Here is a 21,887-nt window from a genome sequence, read left to right as displayed (position 1 = left end):
TCCGAATTGGTGCAGAACGGTCCAAATTGTGCGAGCAGTGGACATAGAATGGTCAATACCGGCAAGACCGGGACCAGCTCACAACAGCTCGACCCAAAGAGTAAACCTAATCAGAGCAGAAGAACTTCAATCTCGCATTTGCGCGAGCACAGGCCGTCTGCATTGCGTCCCAGTGCATTAGGAACTGACGAAGCCGATTTTGGTGAGGGTTTTGGTCGAGACCGTCTTCTAGCGTCTCACGCCGGGCCATCTGCGCGCCTACGATCCAGATCTCTTTGTCATAGGACGAATTGCGACATGCCGAATGGAGGGCGTCATTGAGATCATCAGCCGTCATACCCGCTGGACGACTGAACATGCGGTTGCGACCGTTGAGCGTCGCCGCATTCGCTTGAACATCATCACGCCACCGCTCCGATGTCCAAACCGGCGAAGGCCTTCCTATAGAAATGAAACCAAGGCTCGCAAGCGCCTGGCGGCCCACAACCTGAAGCCCGCCGACATTGAAGCCCCGTCCGTTGGGCCCTTGGGAACCAACCTTTGCGTGAACCAGGACGAACTTCTTGAGAGCCGGGTCGATGCCAATAAAGTCAGCTACTTCTTGGCCATCATCATCACACAACCAAATCGGAATGTCTTCGATAGCTCTTGTGAGTTCATCCTCAGCAATACCTGCAGCGTCTCGCTGGCCCTCACAGCAGGCTGAGAAGACGCCGAAGATCGACCGCCGGTGCCAAACTTGCCTGTTGGGGGCGAAGTAGTTCTCGCCCTTTTCGGAATCTACAGGATCGAGCGATGGTGAAGCGAACACGTTGCCGAGGATTGGCTTGCTGCCGTCTTCAAGCACCCATCGAATACGCGGCTCGTAGAAGCTTCCTTCAGAGTAGATTACGCCCTCAAGATTGGTGAGGATGCGAAACGCCTGCCGCTGGTTCAATCGTTGAACCAACGTCTGTCCTTGCCGACGGTCTTCGCGCGCAGGAGTCGGAAAGCGGGCGTTCAGAGCGTCACTTTCGACTCGGTATTTTCCCGTCTCTTGAATGAACTCAACGGAGCAGTGATATTCCTGATCATCTATTTCAATGACAAAGCTGCCATCGGCTTCATCTACATCGGCACAAAGGTCAAAGTAGTTGATGTCCTCGTGCAGGACAAAAGCGGCACCGCCAATTTCGTCGTCACGCATATCATCAAGAGACGGATCGAGAAGGATCGATACCGGCTGCGCGTCATCTGGGTCTACATCCTCCACCACGGTAGCATAGCGATCAAAAACACGGCTGCGCGAACGGTCACCGTCATCGAGTTCACGAACAACTTCTGCCGTCCAGTCTATGTACTCGGCGATCGGGACATAACCTTCTGAGGCATCCCGCAAACGTGAACGAGCAAAGCCTATATAGCGAGCGCTGCCGTTGACAAAGCCCGACGCTGTCGCGGGCACAAGAGACGGATCAAGCAGATCGGTGAAAACATCTGCAAAGGATCGCGTTCTCATCGCCATACCACGAATGGCGTGTTGGGACATATCAAGTGAGGAAAAGGACATCCGGGAGAGGCGCGATGAATTCGCTTCATCCTCGTCCGGAAAAGCCTTTTCCATTAGTGAACGGCCTGCACGCTTGAGCTTAAGGCCCGCGATATCTACCACCAGCCCCTCGGTGTCGTGCATAAATACGAAATCACCATGCTGGACAGCTATGAAGATACCGAGTTTCCACTCCGAAAAGAAACGGTCAATCAAATACGGGGAATTACGCCAAGCGTAGTACGAGAAACCCATCGCATTGGCTGGCATGTCAGCGACCGGTGTGATCTTGAAGCGGTCCTTATCCATGATGGCCTCTTCGATCACGTTACCAAATTCGCCGATGTCGGCTAACGGCTCAGCCGTCCGCAGTACAGCTGCTGTTCGCGGCAGTTGGATGTCACCGGCCGCAAGCGGTCGCTCAATTTCAAAGCGCCCTCGAAACTCGCCACTGATGTACTGGTACTCGGCCATATACTCGAGCAATCGGTCGGGGAGCGTTACCTCATTGTTTACGATATGCGTTGTGTTCCGCGCCGCGTAATCTTCATAGCCTTTGTAGCGCTTCCAAGCAGTCTGAATTCGCGCCGCATTGCTTGGTGAACCAAGCACCCAACCCGTCTGCTTGTACCTGCGGTCTCCTTTTGAATGCCGTGTAACACGTCCGATTTGCTGCACGAGTTGCCGGGCATTTCCCATGAAATCGAATATGCCAACTGCAACGAATGAAGGGTCATCGATACCCTCCATCAACTTATTCTGGTGAATCCAAAAGGTCGCGTCCGGTCGGTTGAATTTAGCAGAAGCGACGCTTGTAAAACGGTCTTGATTATCCGGAGTCTTCTTTGCCCTGTCATGAATCAATACGGCGTGCGTTTCGAAGACCTGATTGATCTCTTGCTGCAACGCCTTTAGCGTTTCAAGGTCGTCACCGCGCACCATAACCTTGGGTTCGGTGCCATCCCTGAACCAGTGTCTCGCCTGGTCCAAGCGATCCGGCAGCTCGTCTCGCAAAATTCCGACAAACTGTGTAACCGCGGCTTGACGGTTTTGCGCCGAGTTCCCTGCAGGCACGATAATCTCGACAGGGCGAATGATCTTTCTTTCAACGGATTCTGCATAAGGAAAATTAAACAGATAACGACCACGAACGCGGAATGACTTATAGTCGTTCCGGTAGGGCGTAGCGCTAAGCAATAACGTTGGAAGATTGAACTCTCGTACTCCACGTGACCACGAGATGGCAGGTTCATAGTGGCCTTCGTCAACTACAACGAAGTCAAAATTATTGCGTATCAATTCCAGGAGGTTCTGGCAGACTTCAGAATTGGCATCGTCGGGATTGAGCGCTGCTTTTCTGATAAAACTTAGAGCTTGGTGCGTACCGACCAATACGGAACGATCAACATCAGCGTCTTCCAGATTCTGGAGAATCTGGGAGGCGTTGCTCGGAAGCAAATGCTCGACGTAGACTTCTTCTAGTGCCTGCCCCATGATGTCGGAAACGCCTGTGAAAAGCGCCTTGCTATCTATCTCAAAGCCCATATGACCCCAGAAACGATAGCGTACATCGGCTATCAATTGCTCTGTTAGAGCTGTGCGAGGCGTGAGCACGAGGACGCGGCGAACGTCCGGAAGGCAGCGCGTCAGTACCGCTACGATACCTGACTTTCCGGTGCCCGTTGGAAGCTTGAGCAAAGCCGCTTCTTTCTGTTCTGGCCGCTCAGGGATAGTCTTGTTGCCGTTCAGGTAAGCGACAACAGTGGAGATTGCTGCTTTCTGGTGTTCCCACAGGTGCGGTGTGCCTTCCGCGCCATCCCAATAAGTATAACCTCGCAGATGTTGTATTGTTTGCCGATAGGCTCGAGAATCAACAGCATCCTCGGCTATAGAAGTTCGATAGTCGGCAATAAGTTCTTTCAAATTCACTTTTATACTTTGCCTTATATTTAAAAAATTTTCAGCTTTCCAAGGCTGATTTATGAAATCTTCTCCTTAAGATTGAATCGTAACATCTTATAGCAACTCAAGAAAGCATCGGTTGTATGCCCAACTCTGCATGAGTAACCGGCCTTACAAAACCCAGCCGCATAGAATTTTCGGAGGGCTTCGGAATCATTCGTCTACTAGTGACGGTCTTAAGATCCAGATCAATTGCCGCATGAATGGAACGACCATGAAGAGCCCGTAGCAACTGAGAAAAAATCACTGGCCCGGCCACAGCCCCCACAAAAGGCGCTCCGACAGCGGTGTTTGCTAGTCTGGCTAAACCACAGGGATCCAGCCCTTGAGAGCTAAGTTCGGTATAGCGATTGGTTATCTCTCCGGATTTTTGGCGTTCATCTCTCCAAAGATCATGCGCACGCCGCTTTGCAGGAAAGCTGTGAAACCTAAGTGAACGAAAATCATCTTTCGTTTGCCCAATTCCCGCTTCTAATATCAATGGGAATCCGGGCCGCTCCATCACTTTACGAGCTTTTTTATTATCGACACAGCAAATAAGTACAGCAGGGTCATCTGGTAACCTTTTGAAGTTTCCATCAAACCGGCGCTCAAGAACCGTTGTGCGAAAGCCAGCGTCGTCTAATATACGAGCCATAGCCCGCGTTTTTCGCACGCCGACCATATCCGCAGATGACAGAATTGAAGTACTGATCGTCGAGCCTGTGATGTCGTCAAAATCCTGAAGGAGGACATGAACGTCTTCCGGATTCTGATACGGCGACATTAGGATAGTCCATAGAAAAGCTTGACCAAGATGTCCTAATCCCAATAGCCAAAAATCACTAGGTAATGCGATAAGGTCAGGCCCAACAACGTCATCAGAAAACCAATTGTGAATTCTTTCTGGTTCCCACAACGACATGCCAGCAATACGTCTGCCTGCTATTGGCTCGTTTCCAGACAAAAGGGCGAACCCCTCCGCAGCGGCCATAGCCCCACTTAAAATCGCCGCCGGTGCAATCGCAGGTCTGGTTGCATTTGGCAAAGATGCGCTGACTGGTGCAATCCCGCCGGACCAACCAGTCGCAATTGCTCGTATCATGCGTTCAGGATCTTCTTTTTTCCCTTCGCCGAAAATTACGGTTGGAATGAGCATATCGGGTTCCGCTGGAGCTGCCCCCAGGGCAATTGCCGCTTCTCCCAGAGTTTGGAAACGAGGATATGGCACTTGCATAGGCACGTTTAAATCGCCGCTGACGGTCACTCCACCGAGTGCAAAACGACTAGCGGTATTGATCAAAGTCAGCAGACCTATCTGATTTGCTGCACTGTTGGCGCGATACTCTGCATGCAATCGATACTGCCGAAGCTTTTGGTGTGATTCCTCGAAGGAGGTTGCTTCTTGCTGATCAAGAAAAAGTTTTGCCGTCCGATTCAAATTGTCGAGTTGATTGTTGAATTCGTTAGAGTTCATGACATCACCTCAAACCAAACAGTGAACCAACGAAGTTTTGGCGAAGGGCAACTTGACCATGTTTTTGCGCCGCAATATCGATAGACCCCCACCTTGGAAAAAGTGAACGGCGCTTCAGCAAAGTGCGGTAATATCAATGCAACGTGCCCGTCCATCGAAACCATCGGGTGCTTCTTGTCAGAATTGCTTTGGCCAGCTCCGCCGGGATGAGTGTGTACGTCGGCGATGACTTGCAGGCCGTTTTCACGGCAAATGCGCCAAACCTCGCTTGTCGCACCGCCGCGGAGGCGAACAATTCCGGTCGAAAGTGCCTTTGGGTCGATGTCGTCATAATAGACAGCGGAAGTGATGCATTTGGAACTACCTGTTTCTTTGCCCAAGAGAAACGCACCACTCTCATGTGTGCCGTGTCCGCGTTTTTTAAGTTGGCGGCATATGCACCACCAACGCCACAGTGAGCATTTGATCGATTTACTATTTTCCATGGTATCCTCGTCCGTTGAGGAGCCTGTGTATTTCAGAGAGGTACTGAACGAAGGTTTTGGCGGAGTCCCACACAAGGTGCGGGTACTGCGTCGACCAATTCCCGTGTCCTTCACGCGAGATACGATCAAACGGATGGTAAAGCGCGGAACCGTTTTTCCAGTTGGGGTTAAAAACGCTTAGAAAACTTGCACTACCTTTTGGCCATTCTTTAGGTTGCGGAGCCTGATTTTGTTCAAGGGACCACAATCTGGCCGTTGGAGAAGCCTGCGGATAACCTGAGAGATCGAGACGAAATCCAAACTCCGTTTCATCCCTCGCTTTGATGGCAAAGACAGCGTTTGGCCACATTTTTGAAACCAAACGCCATCTTTGGCGGGCCACGCCTTCAACAAAAGACGCATGGCCAATATCGCGTTCAAACTGTGCCTGATCCGGAGCCATTAGCTGTCTCCGTTAATTCTATCAGTAGGCACTAGATCAAATTCAATCTTGCAATCAGGACAGTTTACAAGGCTGCCGACATGCGTAGACGGATCAGGCTTCTCATCGCTACCCGTAATCTGAAGACCAAGTTCGATTGCATCTTCATCACAAATCCCGAGTTCTTTTTCAGTCCACTTTTGAATGCGTGTCAGCGTTGCGCCTGGACCAAAGCTATGCTCGACCTGATGTCCACTATAGTTGACCAAAACGGACACATGCCTGCACCGGTTCCGATGAATGAACCGGGCATGATGACCGTGGCAACCAATTTTATGGTTATGATCTAGCGGATCATCAGCATCTTCGTCAAAGAAGAGAATGTCTTCGCTGTCATCCAAATATTGAGTTAGTTCTGCCACCGTAGTATCGGCATCGATCTTTAGATGATCGACTTCATGAGAACCGCCGCGTTTGATAAAAATTTCAATTTTCTGCATTTCAATTACTCCATTTTCCTGACTGATCTCATCAGCCTCTATTTGGGTAATCCTGAAATGCACGAAAAAACGTCCGTAATTATTTTTCGTGACCTGTACCCGGACATGCAAAGAAGTACGGACACCGGATACAAACATGCCTGCTAGGCTTGGGGTGCAGGTTCCCTATTTTCATGTCTTCAAGCACTTTCCCGGCGAGTTCTCTCGCTTTCTGGAGTGTTGAAGCGCGTGTGTTGCGTGATACAATTCCGCCGTCTGAAACATGGGCGATCTCAATGACAGCAGAGGCGCCATAAGATTCATGAGCGGCAAGCTTCTTCATGCGGTCGGCATGATAGTCTCCGGATTTACTGCTAGCAGAACCAGCTTCAATAAAACGCGCAATGGTTTTTCCGCCGCCTCCAGTTGTGACCAGAGGCGGACGAACTTTAAACTGCCCACCTGGTAGCTCAACAATTAGGTCACTGTCGTGCAGGTACTGAAATCCGGTTACGAGGCGCTGAAGGGAAGTAATGTGACGACTTGCAAGTGTGCGATAGCTCGCTTCGAGTGAATGCCCAACAGGCCCCCGTTTTGACCACATATCGTTGGTGACATCAGTCAACGCTGCTTCGACGTCACTTTGTGATAAAATCGAGGGTAATTCGTCGATTACCCCATAAACGACAGAGGTCGTACGCAGGAATGGGCTCTCGTGACGACGTGTCCGAATCCCCATACTCCGCCGATAAACAATTTTTAGCGGGCACTGCTCATACTCTCGCAAATCTTGGGCAGAAAGCGCCTCTACTGTTTCACAGATAGGCTTCGATCTTGGAGCAAGAACAGGTCTTTCAGACGCCTCAACAAAGCGTTCAGGACACCCAATACGATCAAGGAAGCGGGATCGCGTCCGAGTAGAAGTGTTCACCTTATTTGACCGATAAAGGCGGAGATACTGTTCTGCACGGGAAATAGCGACGAAGAACTGGCACTCTCTTTCTTCAAGATGCGAGGCGTTCGGTTCCTTTTCATCATCGATACCCGATGGAAGAGGTTTCTTGTCGGATTTGGCTTTGCCGGGAAACGTTTCCTCGTTCATGTCCAAAATGTGAACCGCTTTAAATTCCAACCCCTTTGCGCCATGAATTGTCATTAAGCGTACAGCATCAACACCATCATCAATGGGCGCTTCCTTAAAGCTCTTATCCTCTTTTAAGATCATAATTGAACGGATGCGTTCAAGAACACCAGACGCGGTTAAAGGCCTACCCAGAAGATCCCTGTCTCTAATAACTTCCAACAACTTAAGTATTGCCGACTTGCTGAGGCTAGATACCACATCATTTTGGGCGGCAAGCGTTCCTAAATAGTCAGTCCTATCAAGCAGCCAAGTCAAAATCAGATCGTAGGCGTTGGAGTCTTTTGAGAAACCTTTGATTTGATGGCGAATAGTATCGAGAGATTTCTTGCCAGTTTCAGAAATTCCTTTTACCTGCGAAAGGTCGGATAGCAGTTCTACTAATGGTTTTTCAGCTTCCTGCGAAGCTCTCAGGCAATTTCGAATGTCTTCGGAACTCAACTGCGTTCCCGCAATTTTGCCAATCCTTGCCAAGCCAGTGCCAGCTGGTTCCGCAACGATAGAAAGTAACGACAGCAAGTCACGCACTTCTTCTCGCTCAAAAAAGCTGCCCAAGTGAACAGTCGGAATTCCTGCACTTGCCAAATTCGCTGCGACTTCATCAAGACGGTCATTTGTAGGAGAAAGTATTACCTGCTCTGTAAATTTTACACCTTGCTCCACTAGCGCGAAAATTTCAGTTGCAACAGCATCGCCGACATCGCCGGTACTATCTGTCACAAGCGCGTATGGCATGTCCGAGGATTGAGGCCCGTGTGACACTGCTGTGTAAGGCAGGCTTTTTTCATGCCCCGCCTGCATATCCGATGCAAATGCCCGGCAAACCTCAACAACCGGTTCTGACGAACGATAGTTGAAATTGAGCGGCTTCCTCGTGCCGCCGGGAAAGTCTTCCTCAAACAATTCCATATTGCGAGAAGAAGCACCTCTGAATCGATAGATGGACTGCCGAGCATCACCGACTACCCACAAGCGTGAACCTTCGCGAAAGAACGCTTTTAGCATCTCCGCACTTGCTCGGTTGACATCCTGGTATTCGTCAACCAACACTTCTCTGTATCGCTCCGCTTCTGATTTCCGGATTTCATCGTTCCGCATCAGCAATAACGTGGGCACCATGACAAGATCGCCAAAATCCACCAGACCCAGATCTCGTTTTGCGCGTTCGTATTCCTCATACACACATCCGGCCTCATCAGCGCGCTGAGCAGGAACATTGTCCGGATCTGCTAACAATGCGTTCTGCGCAAGCTTCTGAAATTGCGGCACTTCTACCAGTTCATCCTTAGCTCTTGAGATGGCATTTAGAATCTCGTCAAGTTGTGATGCTGGCGAGCGAAGATCATGAAAATGGGACAGATCCATAACCGGAAGACGGTCTTCAAGCAGTTCAAGCGCCTCTGTTTTCCCAATGAGGCGGGGACTCGGCGGTAATCCCAACACATCATAATGTCTCTTGATTAGCTCATAGCCAAATGCATGGAATGTTCCGCTCCACAACTGCAAGGCTGCTTGTGGATCCTTTTGGGCAATTCGGTTGGAAAGCTCAGCCGCGGCCTTATTCGAAAAAGTAAGAGCCAAGATCTGGTGTGAAGGAATATCCTGGGAAAGCAACCAGTTAACTCGTTTAACGAGCGTTCTCGTTTTTCCAGATCCCGGGCCGGCTTCCAACAAGAAAGCTTGCCCACTTTGCTCCGCCGCACGATCCTGACTCTTATCTTCAATTAGTGCCTGAGGCTGAACAGGCACCGTTTCATTTGCAGCCTTATTTTCGACCGGCTCATTTGTCAGTAGAGCATCAACCAGCTGCAGCCGAACAATAGAGGGCTCGATTTCCAACTGCCTCGCTATTTCTTCAGCTGTCAGCCCTCGAAACAGGAACAGCTCTCGCGCAAACTCTCTTGGAAGAAGAAATTCACGCGCAAAGACATTGGCTTGAAGCTCCCGGCGTTCTCGCGGACCGTAAGCATTAGCTCGCGCAAGTGCTCCTTCTTCCTGCGCGGTGATGTCAATTGAATCGACTTCACAGACATGTTCAGATTGATGAACGATGATATGACCAAACTCATGTGCGAGAAGTTCAGCTTTACGGCCTAAACTCACATCATTGCGCACTAGAATACAGCCGAATATAGGCACGTATTTTGCGTCGCCGCCATCAAGCTGAGGCTCATCTGGAGAGACGAATTGTACGCTGACTCCCTTGCCTTTCAGTGCTGCCTGTATCAGATCAAATGGACGCAAGTCTTGATCCGGGCTTGCAGCTTTGCGGCTGGCCCTAGCGGCTTCTTTGACAAGTTTGAATGAGTCCAGCAGGCGACTATCTCCCCTGTTTACTTAGCTTACGAGCATCCTCAAGCCATTCCTGCTTCAGGTGTTCGGGGACACTTGACCTTTCCAAAGCATCCACGAAGTTCTCTTTGTGAGGGGACTTCGGTTTAGTTCTTGAGCTGTATTCAGCCTGAATAGTTCTCGCCGAGCCAGACAGAAATTGCTCTACTTCGGGAAATGATGTTCCCCAATTATCGGCTAGAAATTGAACAAAAGACCTGGGAAACGGAGCCTCCAATGTCCGCTGTGCCAACTTCATTACAAATGCAAAATCTCCCCCGAAAATAGGTACCATTTGTTTCCACGCAGAAGGCTGTCTAAGTAAATTAGTCCCATCTTGGCTCTTTGTTTCGATCTGACGTTTGTAAAGCTCATTCTGATATATGCTGTCCATTTTACTTTTGAGGTGACGTATATCGTCTGGATGTTGTTGTGCCTCTTCTTCCAAGCGACGTTCCTCAATTTTTTCGGCGATCCTTGCAAGCAGTTTCGGCTGAATTTCGGCTTTGATTGAATTTATTGCCAATGCGACGTTTTCAGCGGTCACTCCCTTATCCAGAAGGTCATCGACCAAGTTCTCAATTTGTAAGTCAGTACTAGTCATGGTTCGTCACTTTCTCTTTGATCGGGTTAAGCGTTGACACGATGCTGTCCCAGAGCTCAAAGACTTTTGTGCGGGAAAAACCGGTAATTCTGACCAGATCTATTGCCGCCTTTTTGCTGCTAACCGGTACACCTTTGTGTGCCAGCGCGGCAAAGAGAAGCGCAAGCTCGTCTTCTGTTAGCTTTCTTCTGGATAATGCTTTTAGCAATGCCTCATCCTCGAAGTTATCTATAATACAAAAATGTTCTCTTAAGTCCTCTTTTGACAACTTTGAATCATCACGATTTAGTCCTGCAAGATCTTCTGAAGTAATTTCGTTTTCATATCTTATTTTGATTTTCTGATAAGAATCGTTTGCTCGATTTTTAAGACGCCCAAAAAAATCTATTTCCCAAAAATCTACTGCGTCTTGCTCTACCAAATCTCGAACAAATGAGGATACTGCATCTGTAATGATTTGATCGCGGAATGATTCAGGAACTCCAGAGAATTGCTTGGACAGAAACAATATCGCTCGGTTGTAAACGATACCGGCAAGCGCATCACTTAAGTTTTGCCTTTCTTCGAGGCGGAATCTACGGACCAACCGAACTATAGCCTGAGCAGGAAAAGACCTAGTTTTAGCGCGAGCAATTAGTTGTTCTTCACTAAGCGAGTTTGCCCACAGAAGGGCTTTCTCAACCTTCTGTGGGTGCACAAATTTAGGCGGTTCGGATTTATCATCCATCTTTTAGAGCTCCGGATTCAGCCGTGTCATGTTGTTAATCCGCAGCGCTTAGAAAAAACGTCCGGAAAAATTAAAAAAAATCTGCAGACTTTAATGCAACTGGGTTTACGAGCGCTAAGTGACTAGAAAACCGTTACTTTACGCCATCGATAGCAAGTGCCTACCTTACTAAATTCAACCTATAATTACAATGATGAGAGTGGCTCCAAGGGGCACGGAGGCTCTTTAGTCGATGCGTGCAGGGAGAGCGAAATCTCCCGCGAGTGGCTCAATCCGGCGATACGGGTTGGATGGCTTTGAAACGGGCACGATGCCCTGAAAGAGCCAAGGGCGAGAGGGATGCAACGGGAGAGCGCAGCGTCTCCCTTGCCAAGATTGCGGGTACTACCCCGCACATCTTGCACTTAACGTTATTCGCCTAAATGCCCCTCTTCCAAAAAAGCTGTGTCGGTTCATCGGCGCATCGTGAACCCTACTCCCAGAAACATACGCCTCGCTGCTTCAATCGAGAAGCTGCGCGTCAATTTCCCGCTCTAGATATCTTGCTGTTAAAAATATGATCCGATAAATATGGAGAGAATATTCCCAGGAGAGCCTGATGGAAGAAAAGATATCGAAGCCGTCTCCGGCTTCTAAGCCAGAGGTCGAGAATTACAACGACCGTGTTTTGGAGTTTAAAGCCTGTGAATTTTATCTCGGTGCTGAGCGCGGTGAAGCCAATCGGTTTAGCCTCCGCAAGGCTCTCGATGTTGATATAGAGATTGCGGACACACTCACGATGCGGCTCAAAGGCCGCATTTTTAGTGTGGTCAACACTAAGCCCTTATTTCAAGTAATACCCCTTGAATTAGAGGATGTTGATCTGTCTTACTTTGCGGATTTATCTGTAAATGAAATAAATATATTGAATAATTACGACAAATTATCTAGTTTATATGAAAAATTAAAGAATAATAATTATCAGTTTTACTTGTCTGAGTTAGAAAAACAGATCAAGGGCTTAAGCCCCAACAAAAGACAGTTGCTTTCGGCCTACGTGAAAGCACTGGCGGCTGAAGACGTCCCGCCCCTGGAAAAAGCACCAGAGCTATACATCGACAAAAAGACATCCGGTGAGATCATCGATTTTCTAAATCGGGTATACGGCCCCTACATGGACGGCATTTCATTTGGCCGCAAAGAACTCTCCCAGCTGGACACAAAGGCGCACAACGCTCTTGGAAGTTATGAGACCAGGGTTCGAAAAGTGCCGCTCGAAGAACTCAATCTCCCGACCGCATCTCAGAAGATTGATCAGATCACGGCAGGCTTCACAGAAAGACAGCTTGCAGCAGCGTCTACAGTCTACAAAACAAAGCGCCGCAGAAGCCCATAAAATTGAGGCGCGAAAAATCAGAACTTTTATTTGACATAATTAACTTTCTTTGCTTTCCTGATAGCCCGTCACTTCTGACGGTGCGAATAGGAGGAGCTAATCATGGCTGACAAGAAGACCTATTCAGGCGTCGCAACGAACGCCGCAAACGGCGGAGCAAAACCGTCCGCAACTGCTGCCCACTGGGAAAAAGTGGCTGACTCTGCAAATCGCAAGCAGAAATAATGACGAATGGCGGCGGCTGCGCCGCCGCCTATTTTTCACTCAAATACCTTTATTCTACTGGGAATATACTTTCCTCAATAGGAATCTATTCCTTGAATGTTCTTGATATGTTCTGTATAGTGAATTCTTTTTTGTGACGCGACCAAGAAAGGAGGTGCATCATGCAAAAAGGTGATTTGATGAACTTCAATCGGAGCGCGTCGGACAAAATAGAAGACCGCCCTCTTCCTGTCTTAGCGCCGGAACTCGATCCGTCGCGTTATATGTCTGAGTTGGAAGACTTTGATCTGAGCGAAGCTGAAAAGATTGAGCTTTTAGAGGTTCTATGGTCGGTGATGTATTCCTTCGTAAGACTAGGCTTCGACGTCAAAAATTGTGGGCAGATTTTTGAAAACTTCACTCTAGAGACTCAGGGCAATCCCGACGCGATAGACTCTTCTCATTCAGACAATGAGGAGAAGCCATCGAGCAAAAAACGGGAGGACGCATCGCCATGAGTGACACTCACTTATATCCAGCGGCAATCTATTGCCGCGTTTCCAGCACCAAGCAAACCAAGGTTGGTGATGGTCTAAAATCACAGGAAACCCGCTGCCGCGACTTCGCGCGGCTCAAGGGTTATCAGGTGATTGGCGTGTTCAGTGACGATATGTCCGGTAGCACTACCGCACGCCCCGGAATGATTTCGATGCTTTCTTTTGTCCGCAAGCAAAAGGTGAAAGGCACTCGCATTATTATCGACGATGTCTCGCGTCTAGCCCGTGGTCTGGATGCGCATTTGGAATTGCGCCGAGATATCGCCGAAGCTGGCGGGGTTTTAGAATCTCCCTCTATTGAATTTGGTGAAGACCCGGATTCAATCCTGGTCGAGAACTTGCTCGCCAGCGTCTCCCAGCATCAGCGCCAGAAGAATGGCGAGCAAACCAAGAACCGAATGAAGGCCCGCGTCCAAAATGGCTATTGGGTCTTTCAAGCTCCTGCGGGCTACAAATATGAGCGTGTCTCTGGGCGCGGCAAAATGATTGTTCGCGATGAGCCTCTCGCCTCTGTCATTCAAGAGGCCCTGGAAGGCTATGCCTCTGGGCGCTTTGACAGCCAGGCGGACGTTCAGCGCTTCTTACTGAACAATCCCCTCTTCCCAAAAGACTCGCGCGGTGAGGTTCGTCATCAGCGCGTCTCGGTGTTGCTGAATCAAGCCGCGTATGCCGGATATGTCGAAGCGCCCAACTGGGGCGTTGAAATGCGCGTTGGTCAGCATGAACCAATTATTTCTTCGCAGACCTATCAGCGCATTCAAGAACGCCTCAAGGGCGGCTTCTACGCGCCGCGTCAGTCCGATTTGAAAGAGGACTTCCCGCTGCGTGGTCATGTCGTGTGTAGCGACTGCGGAACGCCTTTGACGGCCTGCTGGTCTAAAGGCTCCAATAAAAAATATCCGTACTACCTGTGCCCGAAACGCGGCTGCGCTAGCTACGGCAAGTCAATTCGCCGCGATAAGATCGAAGGCGAATTTGAGGCTTTGATCGGTCAAGCAACGCCGAGCGATGCCCTCTTTAAAGTGGGCAAGTCTATGTTCAGGGAACTCTGGGAGTACCAGGGCGCGCAGGCCGAAACGAATGCGAAGGCCATGGGCGCGAAGCTCGTTAAAATTGAGGGCCAGCTCTCGAAGCTGCTGGAACGCATTCTCGACGCTTCCGTACCAAGTGTCATAAAGGCTTACGAGGATAAGGTTCGTCAGCTTGAAATTGAGAAGCAAACGCTCAAGGAAAACATCGCTTATAGCGCCAAGCCAGCGAGCACCTTCGACGAGTCACTTAGAACGGCGTTTGAATTTCTGAAAAACCCTTTGATTCTCTGGCGTTCGGAGAGAATTGAAGACCGTCATGCGCTGCTAAAACTGGCTTTTAGCAAGCGGCTGGCATACTCCCGCAAAGAGGGATTTAGAACGGCAAATTTTAGCTTACCCTTCAAGGTCTTAGGTCAGATTTTTGGATGTGATGGTGAGATGGCGCACCGGGGAGGATTCGAACCCCCGACCCCCAGATTCGTAGTCTGGTGCTCTATCCAGCTGAGCTACCGGTGCGTATTTGCGAAGATCTTGTCATCTCGGTTGAACCTGCCGATGACCGGTCTTGGCGCTGCGGGGCGTGTCGTGTGCCCCGGACAGGGCGCTTACCTACTGCGGTCCGATGGGGATTGCAAGAACCTTTTTGAACTTTTTTTCAAAGAACTGTCACACAGTTCGGAAAGCCGCAGAACTCCTCGAGACTTAGCGGTGAATAAGATCGCCCTTCCCGCTCATGGCTTGCGGTCGGGAACCTCGAAACAGAAACACGTGCCGGTCCGGTTGTCTTCCAGCCGCACCGATCCGCCATGCGCCTTGAGCAATTCGGCGACAATCGCCAGCCCGAGACCGACGCCGCCGTTTTTTGAGCCGCTGTGGAAAGCCCTGAACAGTGCCTTGCGGATATTCTCCGGAATGCCCGGACCCGTGTCGGAAACCCGGACGCGGACACATGTGCCCTCACGCTCGGCCTCGATGGTGATCCGCCGGACCAGCGTTTCGTCCTTTTCCGCCTCCAGCGCCTGAAAGGCATTGCGGACGAGATTGAGCATCACACGGAAGATCTGTTCCGGATCGGCGTCGATCTCGATTTCCACCGGGACCTTGTTGTCGAAACGCACCGTGGCATGATCCACGAGACCCAGCACGTCCGCCACGTCGTCACCGACACGCTTCAGCGCCAACAGACGGCGTTGTGGTGCCCGTTCCTGGGCCTTGCCGTAGGACATCACCGCCTGCGTGTAACCGACCGCCCTGTCGAGCGTTGCCAGGATCTTGGGGGCAAGGCGCTTGACCGTCGGGTCCGGCACATGCTCCAGGCGCTCCAGAAACAGCTGTGCAGAGGCCAGCAGGTTGCGGAGGTCGTGATTGATCTTGGAAACGGCCAGACCGAGGTCAGCAAGCCTCTGCTTTTGATGAAGCGCCCTTGAAAGAGCCTCCTCCATGCCGGCCAGACGGATTTCGGCGTCGCCGAGCTCGTCGCGGCGGCCGGAAATCGACATGATACGCGAGGTATCTTCCGGGCTTTCGGCAAACCGTTCCATGGAGCGTGTCAGGCGGCGCAGCGGCCGGATGAACAATGCCCTGAGGGTGATGTAGACAAGGCTGGCGGTGATGATCGAGATCACCAGCGACAGTGCAAGAATGCGGCCGGAGAAGGCCAGCATGTCCTGTTGCAGAAGGCGTACGGGCAGGACCACATCGACATGCTCGGTATGGCCCATCTGGCCGACACCGATGATGCGCATGGCGCCGTCGCCACGATAGGTGAGGATCTCGAAACTGTGCAGGATGGCCGACCAGGGGGTGACTTCGGCCATGTCGACAACGAAGTCCATCTCGCCCGGCACATTGCTCATGGCGATCAGGCTGCGCCGCGAGCCTTCGTCGAGGGAAATCGCGAGCGCACCGGTCGTGCGCAGCAATTCTTCCTGAAGACGCGGGGCGATGGTGTTGGTTTCCACAAGCACAGAAGCCGCGACACCTGCCGTGGTCAGCCGGTCCGTGAGCCAGGTGTTTCGAAAATTGGCGATCGAGGGCACATAGATGAGGATTTCCGCGAGCATCACGAAAAGCACCGTCATCAACAGCAGTTTGCCCGACAGGCCACCAAATCGATAATGCCCGAAGCCATCGCCGGGAGAAGCGGGCGTGGCGGCGGGTTCTTGCGGGACAGCCGATCCTTGCGGCGCGCCCTCATGTTTCATGTCACGTCTTTCCAAATCCCAAGGCCCCGGCCCCGCATCAGCGATGGTACCACAGCTTCTCTAAAACAGATGGCACCCGCGGTCACCCGAACAAGCGCAGGAAACCGATCGCTTTGCGCAGCCAAGCATTTTTGGGCGCTTCCGCATAGTAAGAAATTGCCGCACGGCGCACGAGTTCACCCAGTGTCGGATAGGGCGCGATGAACCCGGCAAGGTCCTTCATGGTCATCTTCTTCGACAGGGCGAGCGACAGAAGATTGATGACCTCCCCGGCCTGGGCACCTGCGATATCCGCGCCAAGCAGCCTGCCGCGCGGGCCGGCAATCAGCTTCAGGCGGCCCTTCGTGAGGCCTTCTGCCTGCGCTCTGTCATTGCCGGAATAGTCCGCCGTCAGCACCTTGACCTTGTGGCCATAGCGCGAGCGGGCCTCGGCTTCGCTCAGGCCGACATGACCAAGTTCCGGCGATGTGTAGGTAACCCAGGGCACAATGTCGCTGGTCATGGAGACCGGCAGCCGGAACAGGATGGAGCGAATCGCAAGACCTGCCTGATAGCCGGCGACATGCGTAAACTGCAGACCGCCGGCAACGTCGCCAATGGCATAGACGCGCCGGTTGCTCGTTCGCAAACCCTTGTCGACCGCAATGCCTTTGCGGTCATGATCGATGCCGGCTTCTTTCAGACCAAGCCCGTCGACGTTGGGCGCACGGCCGGTCGCCACCAGCAGATGAGAGGCCTCCACCGTGACCGGCTTTCCGTTCGCCCCCTTCGCACTGATCACAAGCCCCGCACCGGATCGCCCGACCTTTTCGACCGCCGTCTGTTCCAGAATGTCTATGCCTTCGGCACGCAGGGTATCCAGCACCACCCCCGCCAGTTCCGGATCGTCCTTGCCAAGAGCCTTCTGGGCTTCGAACACGGTGACTTTCGAACCGAGACGCCGGTGGGCCTGCGCCATTTCAAGACCGATTGGTCCGCCGCCGATAATTGCCAGATGCTCCGGTCGATCGCGCAACTGGAACAGGGTTTCGTTGGTGAGATAGGGAACGTCCTCGAGGCCCGGAATAGGCGGAACGAAAGCGGAGGAACCCGTTGCGATGACAAAACGCCGGGCCTTGATACGGACCGTACCGGCCAACACCTCATCGGGTCCGGTGAACCTTGCCGGCTCGCGCAGGACGGTGACGCCGAGGCCTTCGAAGCGTTCCTGGGAATCATGTGGCTCGATCGCGGCGATGACCTTGCGGACATGATCGTTCGCTTCGGCAAAATCGACTTTCGGCTTGTCGCCATGTACTCCGAACCGGCTCGCCGCTTCCTGCGTGTGCGCGGCCTTGGCGGCGGCCAGAAGCGCCTTGGAGGGCACACAGCCGTAGTTGAGGCAATCGCCGCCCATGAGCCCCTTTTCGATCAGCACCACCTCGACGCCAAAGGCCGCCGCGGCCGCGGCAACGGACAGGCCGGCGGAGCCTGCGCCAATCACGCAAATGTCCGGGGTCAGCAAATTGGCCATGACGGGCTCCGATTCGGCAGGAAACTGGCGGAAAGTTTAACGATTGCGGACTTTTTTCAAGATCACCGGAATGAGGCTGGCGATTCCGAGCGCAAAAAACGCCGCCAGCAGCTGCGGTGTTACCAGGGCAGCAACGTCGATCTGGCAGGTTCCGGACGCCGCGCAGCCGGGGTTGGCAGCTTCCTGTGCCGCGATGACACTGTCGAGGCCGGAACCGATGAAGGTGAAGGCAAAGGTGCCCGGAATGATGCCGACAAACGTGGCAAGCGTGTAGGAGGGCAACGGCATCTTGAAGATTGCCGGGGCGATGTTGACCAGCCAGAAAGGGAATACCGGCGTCAGCCGCAGAAACAGGAGGTAGTGAAACGCATCCTTGCGAAACCCTTCGGCCAGACGGGCAAGGAAGGGGCCGGCCCGATTGGTGAGCACCTCACCGAAGGAGGATCTTGCGACAAGAAAGACGGCGCAGGCGCCGATCGTCGCGCCCAGAACCGTTGCGACACCGCCAATTACCCAGCCAAACAGAAAACCGCCCGCGATGGTCAGCAAGGATGCCCCGGGAAACGACAGAGCGACCGCCACGGTATAGATGGCCACATAGGCGAGAATGGCGAGCACCAGGTTCTGCTCGACATAACCGGCAAGGTCCTGCCGCTGCATGATGAGGTTCGACAAGGTCAGCTGCTTGTGCAGGCCAAGCGCGAATCCGAGCACCATCAGTCCTGCGAGAACCGCCAGTGGCAGCCACTTTCTGAGCCTTTCGGCTGCCGTGCGTTCCTGCGTCTTTCCGCCGGTCTGCCCCGTGTCCTTCGGCGGCGTCATCCTGTTGGCCTCGTCACCCAGCATCCACTCTTCCATCAGCTCGCTTCTTGTCGCAGGGGCGCCCTGCTTTTTTGTTCTGATAGGCAGATGTACCTTAAACCTCGTAAAAAGAACTGTGCTTCACTGATAAGTGACGCTTGCCCGTTTCAGGTTCACCTGTGCGTGATCGAAAGGAAAACGCAGAATCTTAGGCGTGCAAAGTTGACTTGAGGCGGCATGGCCCTTATAAGCGCGCTCGACCGGGACATGCATTCGGACCCAAGGCTGGAAAAGCCGCGCTCTTCATGGCGCTTCGGGTGCTTCCTCCAAAGAATTTAAAAAATGAACAAGGGCCGCGCTCTTAGCCGCGCGGGGAAGAACAATGAAGCGTACGTATCAACCGAGCCGTCTTGTCCGCAAGCGTCGCCACGGCTTCCGCGCACGTATGGCCACCAAGAATGGCCGTCAGGTGCTTGCTCGTCGCCGCGCGAAGGGTCGCAAGAGCCTCAGCGCCTAATCGGCGACCAGCCCGCAGTGCGCCGGGTTGGCGGCGACTGCCAACACCAATCCGCCGCTATGGACACTTTGAAAAAGCGCTCCGAATTCCTGGCGGTCGCCAAAGGCGGCCGGCTGGGCCGGCGCGCTTTTGTCGTTCAGGGCTTGAACCGCGACAGCGACGACGCGTCGCGGGTTGGCTACACGGTTACCAAGAAAACCGGCAATTCGGTTATGCGCAGCCGCATAAAGCGGAGGCTTCGAGCCGCCGTGGCCGAACTTGCGCCCGAAGATATCCCGCAAAAGGCGGATTTCGTGCTTGTCGCTCGCGACAGCGCACTCACTCTTCCCTTTGAAAAAATCGTTGCAGACCTTAAGTCTGGCCTGAGCCAGGTGCTGGATCCGCAAACGCCGCGCGGACGGGGAAAACCGCGCCGGCAGGGCTCGCAGCCCAATCGAAACAGCGCAGGAAACAGGGGTAAATCCAGTTGATTTCTGAAAACCGCAACACGATTCTCGCGATCGTTCTGTCCCTGATTGTTCTGCTCGGCTGGCAATATTTCGTTGCCGCGCCTCAGTTGGAACGCCAGCAGGCCGAACTTCAGGCCCAGCAGGAGGCCGCTCAAAAGGCCGCGACCGGCACAACGAACCCGGATGCACCGCAACCAACCGGTTCGCAGGGCGCCAACACCGCGGCACCGGCGGCCGGGCAACAGGCCGCCTTAGCCAACCGGGATACTGCGCTTGCCGCTTCCCAGCGCGTGACCATCGATACGCCCAGCCTTGAAGGGTCGCTCAATCTGAAAGGCGGCCGCCTCGACGATATCCGGCTGAAGGACTATCACGAGACCGTCGACAAGAGCAGCCCGACCATCGTGCTGTTCTCACCGTCCGGCAGCCCCAAGCCCTACTACGCTGATTACGGCTGGGTCGGCGATCCGGGTTCGAACATCGCCCTGCCCGGCCCGGATACCATCTGGTCCATCGACGGCGAGACAACACTGACCCCGTCAACCCCCGTGACACTGTCCTGGGACAATGGTGCGGGCCTCACTTTCAAGCGCACCTTCTCCGTCGACGACAACTACATGTTCACCGTCAATCAGGCGGTCGAAAACACTGGCGCCGACGCGGTAACGCTTTATCCCTACGGCCTGATCGCTCGAAAGGGCATGCCGGAAACCAAGGGTATCTATATTCTCCATGAAGGTCTGCTCGGCGTCTTCGGCGCGGAAGGCCTCAAGGAAGTCGATTACGACGATCTGATGGAAGAAAGCTCCATCCGGCCGGCCAAGGTCGACCAGGGCTGGCTCGGCATCACCGACAAGTACTGGGCCGCGACGCTCATCCCGACCCCGGGTCAGGAATTCCAGCCGGGCTTCAGCCACTCCGCCACCACCGACGTCTTTCAGGCCGACTATCTCGGCAACGGTGTGACCATTGCAGGCGGTTCGACCGGCGAAAGCAGCTCGTATCTGTTTGCCGGTGCCAAGGAAACCAAGGTTCTCGACGGTTACGAGGAAGCGCTCGGCATCGAACGGTTCGAACTCCTCATCGACTGGGGCTGGTTCTACTTCCTCACCAAACCGATGTTCTTCGCGATCGACTGGTTCTTCCACCTGTTCGGCAACTTCGGTTTCGCCATCCTGGTTGTCACCGTTATCGTCAAGCTGATCTTCTTCCCGCTGGCCAACAAGTCCTACGTCTCCATGAGCAAGATGAAGCTCGTGCAGCCGCAAATGACGGAAATTCGGGAGAAATATTCCGACGACCGGCAGAAGCAGCAGCAGGCGTTGATGGAGCTCTACAAGAAAGAGAAGATCAACCCGCTGGCCGGCTGTCTGCCGATCCTGGTGCAGATCCCGGTGTTCTTCGCACTCTACAAGGTGCTGTACGTCACCATCGAAATGCGCCACGCACCGTTCTTCGGCTGGATCCAGGATCTTTCGGCACCGGACCCGACCACCATCTTCAACCTGTTCGGCCTGATCCCCTGGGATCCGCCGCAGATGCTGATGCTGGGCGTCTGGCCGCTGATCATGGGGATCACCATGTTCATCCAGATGAAGATGAACCCGGCTCCGCCCGATCCGACCCAGCAGATGATCTTCACCTGGATGCCCGTGATCTTCACCTTCATGCTGGCCTCTTTCCCGGCCGGTCTGGTGATCTACTGGGCATGGAACAACACCCTGTCCGTGACGCAGCAGTATGTGATCATGCGCCGTCAGGGAGCCAAGGTGGAGCTCTGGGACAATCTGGGGGCGCTCTTCAAACGCAAGAAGCCAGCTCCCGACGACAAGAGTTAGTCCTCTGGCAGTTGCCTGAAAACAATAAGCCCCGCCAACCGGTGGGGCTTATTCATTGAGAGGCCGGTCATCGAACCTTTTGATGTTCTTATGACGCCCCCCCCTGGCTTCCGTCGGCAGGACATTGCCGACCTTGTCCCGCTCCGCCTGTCGAGTGAATGTTCGGTATGGAAATGACCGGCAAGAGTTCGCCATTTCTCGACAAGACCCAGCGTTGACCACTTCAAGGCCCATGCGAGCGCAGTGACGGGCGTCACTGGCCAT

17 protein-coding genes, 1 tRNA gene and 1 pseudogene are annotated in these 21,887 nt (G+C 53.0%); 7 read left to right on the top strand and 12 right to left on the bottom strand.

The window, feature by feature from the left end; genetic code table 11:
• Positions 1 to 106: 106 nt before the first annotated feature.
• The 8 genes from J7447_RS18850 to J7447_RS18815 all read right to left on the bottom strand — a co-directional run bounded on the left by J7447_RS18850 (position 107) and on the right by J7447_RS18815 (position 11,134).
• Complete coding sequence (locus J7447_RS18850; protein WP_209170562.1) at positions 107 to 3,457, bottom strand: DEAD/DEAH box helicase family protein; 3,351 nt, start codon at positions 3,455 to 3,457, stop codon at positions 107 to 109.
• 97 nt (positions 3,458 to 3,554) lie between these two features.
• The gene (locus J7447_RS18845; protein WP_209170561.1) at positions 3,555 to 4,946 is read right to left on the bottom strand and encodes a hypothetical protein; all 1,392 of its coding nucleotides are present in this window, start codon (positions 4,944 to 4,946) and stop codon (positions 3,555 to 3,557) included.
• Complete coding sequence (locus J7447_RS18840) at positions 4,943 to 5,431, bottom strand: Mov34/MPN/PAD-1 family protein (RefSeq protein ID WP_209170560.1); 489 nt, start codon at positions 5,429 to 5,431, stop codon at positions 4,943 to 4,945. Before J7447_RS18840 ends, J7447_RS18845 begins: the two co-directional genes overlap by 4 nt.
• Complete coding sequence (locus J7447_RS18835) at positions 5,421 to 5,873, bottom strand: hypothetical protein (RefSeq protein WP_209170559.1); 453 nt, start codon at positions 5,871 to 5,873, stop codon at positions 5,421 to 5,423. The genes J7447_RS18840 and J7447_RS18835 overlap by 11 nt, the downstream gene beginning before the upstream one ends.
• Positions 5,873 to 6,415, bottom strand: a complete 543-nt coding sequence (locus tag J7447_RS18830; protein WP_209170558.1) for a hypothetical protein — start codon at positions 6,413 to 6,415, stop codon at positions 5,873 to 5,875. Before J7447_RS18830 ends, J7447_RS18835 begins: the two co-directional genes overlap by 1 nt.
• A 16-nt stretch (positions 6,416 to 6,431) precedes the next feature.
• On the bottom strand, positions 6,432 to 9,716 hold the full coding sequence (locus J7447_RS18825) for a UvrD-helicase domain-containing protein (RefSeq protein WP_209170557.1): 3,285 nt from the start codon (positions 9,714 to 9,716) through the stop codon (positions 6,432 to 6,434).
• 76 nt (positions 9,717 to 9,792) lie between these two features.
• Positions 9,793 to 10,407, bottom strand: coding sequence for a hypothetical protein (locus tag J7447_RS18820; RefSeq protein ID WP_209170556.1), 615 nt, complete (start codon positions 10,405 to 10,407; stop codon positions 9,793 to 9,795).
• The gene (locus tag J7447_RS18815; RefSeq protein ID WP_209170555.1) at positions 10,400 to 11,134 is read right to left on the bottom strand and encodes a hypothetical protein; all 735 of its coding nucleotides are present in this window, start codon (positions 11,132 to 11,134) and stop codon (positions 10,400 to 10,402) included. Before J7447_RS18815 ends, J7447_RS18820 begins: the two co-directional genes overlap by 8 nt.
• A gap of 598 nt (positions 11,135 to 11,732) precedes the next feature.
• Between J7447_RS18815 and J7447_RS18810 the strand changes: the two genes are divergently transcribed.
• The 4 genes and pseudogenes from J7447_RS18810 to J7447_RS31545 form a co-directional block, all read left to right on the top strand.
• Positions 11,733 to 12,509 (top strand): hypothetical protein, encoded by a 777-nt coding sequence (locus tag J7447_RS18810; RefSeq protein WP_209170554.1) that lies wholly within the window; start codon positions 11,733 to 11,735, stop codon positions 12,507 to 12,509.
• 102 nt (positions 12,510 to 12,611) lie between these two features.
• Positions 12,612 to 12,734: a hypothetical protein gene (locus J7447_RS31350; protein ID WP_286189298.1), complete on the top strand. Its 123-nt coding sequence runs from the start codon at positions 12,612 to 12,614 to the stop codon at positions 12,732 to 12,734.
• Positions 12,735 to 12,895: 161 nt separating this feature from the next.
• Positions 12,896 to 13,231, top strand: coding sequence for a hypothetical protein (locus J7447_RS18805; RefSeq protein WP_209170553.1), 336 nt, complete (start codon positions 12,896 to 12,898; stop codon positions 13,229 to 13,231).
• Positions 13,228 to 14,193: pseudogene (locus J7447_RS31545) on the top strand (recombinase family protein); the annotation flags it as partial. The gene J7447_RS18805 and the pseudogene J7447_RS31545, both read left to right, overlap by 4 nt.
• Positions 14,194 to 14,740: 547 nt before the next feature.
• Here the strand turns inward: J7447_RS31545 and J7447_RS18790 are convergent.
• The 4 genes from J7447_RS18790 to J7447_RS18775 form a co-directional block, all read right to left on the bottom strand.
• Positions 14,741 to 14,817: transfer RNA gene (locus tag J7447_RS18790), tRNA-Arg, on the bottom strand.
• A gap of 215 nt (positions 14,818 to 15,032) precedes the next feature.
• A complete protein-coding gene (locus J7447_RS18785; protein WP_209170552.1) occupies positions 15,033 to 16,505 on the bottom strand; it encodes a HAMP domain-containing sensor histidine kinase in 1,473 nt (490 codons plus the stop codon).
• Positions 16,506 to 16,587: 82 nt separating this feature from the next.
• Positions 16,588 to 18,018 (bottom strand): FAD-dependent oxidoreductase, encoded by a 1,431-nt coding sequence (locus J7447_RS18780; protein ID WP_209170551.1) that lies wholly within the window; start codon positions 18,016 to 18,018, stop codon positions 16,588 to 16,590.
• A 36-nt stretch (positions 18,019 to 18,054) separates the two neighbouring features.
• On the bottom strand, positions 18,055 to 18,876 hold the full coding sequence (locus J7447_RS18775; protein WP_023002253.1) for a TVP38/TMEM64 family protein: 822 nt from the start codon (positions 18,874 to 18,876) through the stop codon (positions 18,055 to 18,057).
• Between the two features lie 325 nt (positions 18,877 to 19,201).
• On the opposite strand from J7447_RS18775, the gene rpmH reads away from it, so the two are divergent.
• The 3 genes from rpmH to yidC are packed head-to-tail and all read left to right on the top strand — an operon-like array spanning position 19,202 to position 21,623.
• Positions 19,202 to 19,336, top strand: coding sequence for a 50S ribosomal protein L34 (gene rpmH / locus J7447_RS18770; protein ID WP_006934271.1), 135 nt, complete (start codon positions 19,202 to 19,204; stop codon positions 19,334 to 19,336).
• Positions 19,337 to 19,395: 59 nt separating this feature from the next.
• Positions 19,396 to 19,806: a ribonuclease P protein component gene (rnpA, locus tag J7447_RS18765; protein WP_023002254.1), complete on the top strand. Its 411-nt coding sequence runs from the start codon at positions 19,396 to 19,398 to the stop codon at positions 19,804 to 19,806.
• Positions 19,803 to 21,623, top strand: a complete 1,821-nt coding sequence (yidC, locus tag J7447_RS18760) for a membrane protein insertase YidC (RefSeq protein WP_286189295.1) — start codon at positions 19,803 to 19,805, stop codon at positions 21,621 to 21,623. Before rnpA ends, yidC begins: the two co-directional genes overlap by 4 nt.
• Positions 21,624 to 21,887: the final 264 nt, after the last annotated feature.

It is taken from the genome of Labrenzia sp. R5_0 (genome assembly GCF_017743835.1).
Classification (GTDB): Bacteria; Pseudomonadota; Alphaproteobacteria; order Rhizobiales; family Stappiaceae; genus Roseibium; species Roseibium algicola.
Note: the sequence above shows the minus strand (reverse complement) of the source record. Positions and strands in the feature narration are given on the sequence as shown.

Excerpts from the sequence above, each read along its gene's own strand:
- J7447_RS18845 (WP_209170561.1), bottom strand. The coding sequence starts at position 4,946 with ATGAACTCTAACGAATTCAACAATCAACTCGACAATTTGAATCGGACG.
- J7447_RS18840 (WP_209170560.1), bottom strand. The coding sequence starts at position 5,431 with ATGGAAAATAGTAAATCGATCAAATGCTCACTGTGGCGTTGGTGGTGC.
- J7447_RS18835 (WP_209170559.1), bottom strand. The coding sequence starts at position 5,873 with ATGGCTCCGGATCAGGCACAGTTTGAACGCGATATTGGCCATGCGTCT.
- J7447_RS18820 (WP_209170556.1), bottom strand. The coding sequence starts at position 10,407 with ATGACTAGTACTGACTTACAAATTGAGAACTTGGTCGATGACCTTCTG.
- J7447_RS18815 (WP_209170555.1), bottom strand. The coding sequence starts at position 11,134 with ATGGATGATAAATCCGAACCGCCTAAATTTGTGCACCCACAGAAGGTT.
- J7447_RS18810 (WP_209170554.1), top strand. The coding sequence starts at position 11,733 with ATGGAAGAAAAGATATCGAAGCCGTCTCCGGCTTCTAAGCCAGAGGTC.
- J7447_RS31350 (WP_286189298.1), top strand. The coding sequence starts at position 12,612 with ATGGCTGACAAGAAGACCTATTCAGGCGTCGCAACGAACGCCGCAAAC.
- J7447_RS18805 (WP_209170553.1), top strand. The coding sequence starts at position 12,896 with ATGCAAAAAGGTGATTTGATGAACTTCAATCGGAGCGCGTCGGACAAA.
- J7447_RS18785 (WP_209170552.1), bottom strand. The coding sequence starts at position 16,505 with ATGAAACATGAGGGCGCGCCGCAAGGATCGGCTGTCCCGCAAGAACCC.
- J7447_RS18780 (WP_209170551.1), bottom strand. The coding sequence starts at position 18,018 with ATGGCCAATTTGCTGACCCCGGACATTTGCGTGATTGGCGCAGGCTCC.
- J7447_RS18775 (WP_023002253.1), bottom strand. The coding sequence starts at position 18,876 with ATGGAAGAGTGGATGCTGGGTGACGAGGCCAACAGGATGACGCCGCCG.
- rpmH (WP_006934271.1), top strand. The coding sequence starts at position 19,202 with ATGAAGCGTACGTATCAACCGAGCCGTCTTGTCCGCAAGCGTCGCCAC.
- rnpA (WP_023002254.1), top strand. The coding sequence starts at position 19,396 with ATGGACACTTTGAAAAAGCGCTCCGAATTCCTGGCGGTCGCCAAAGGC.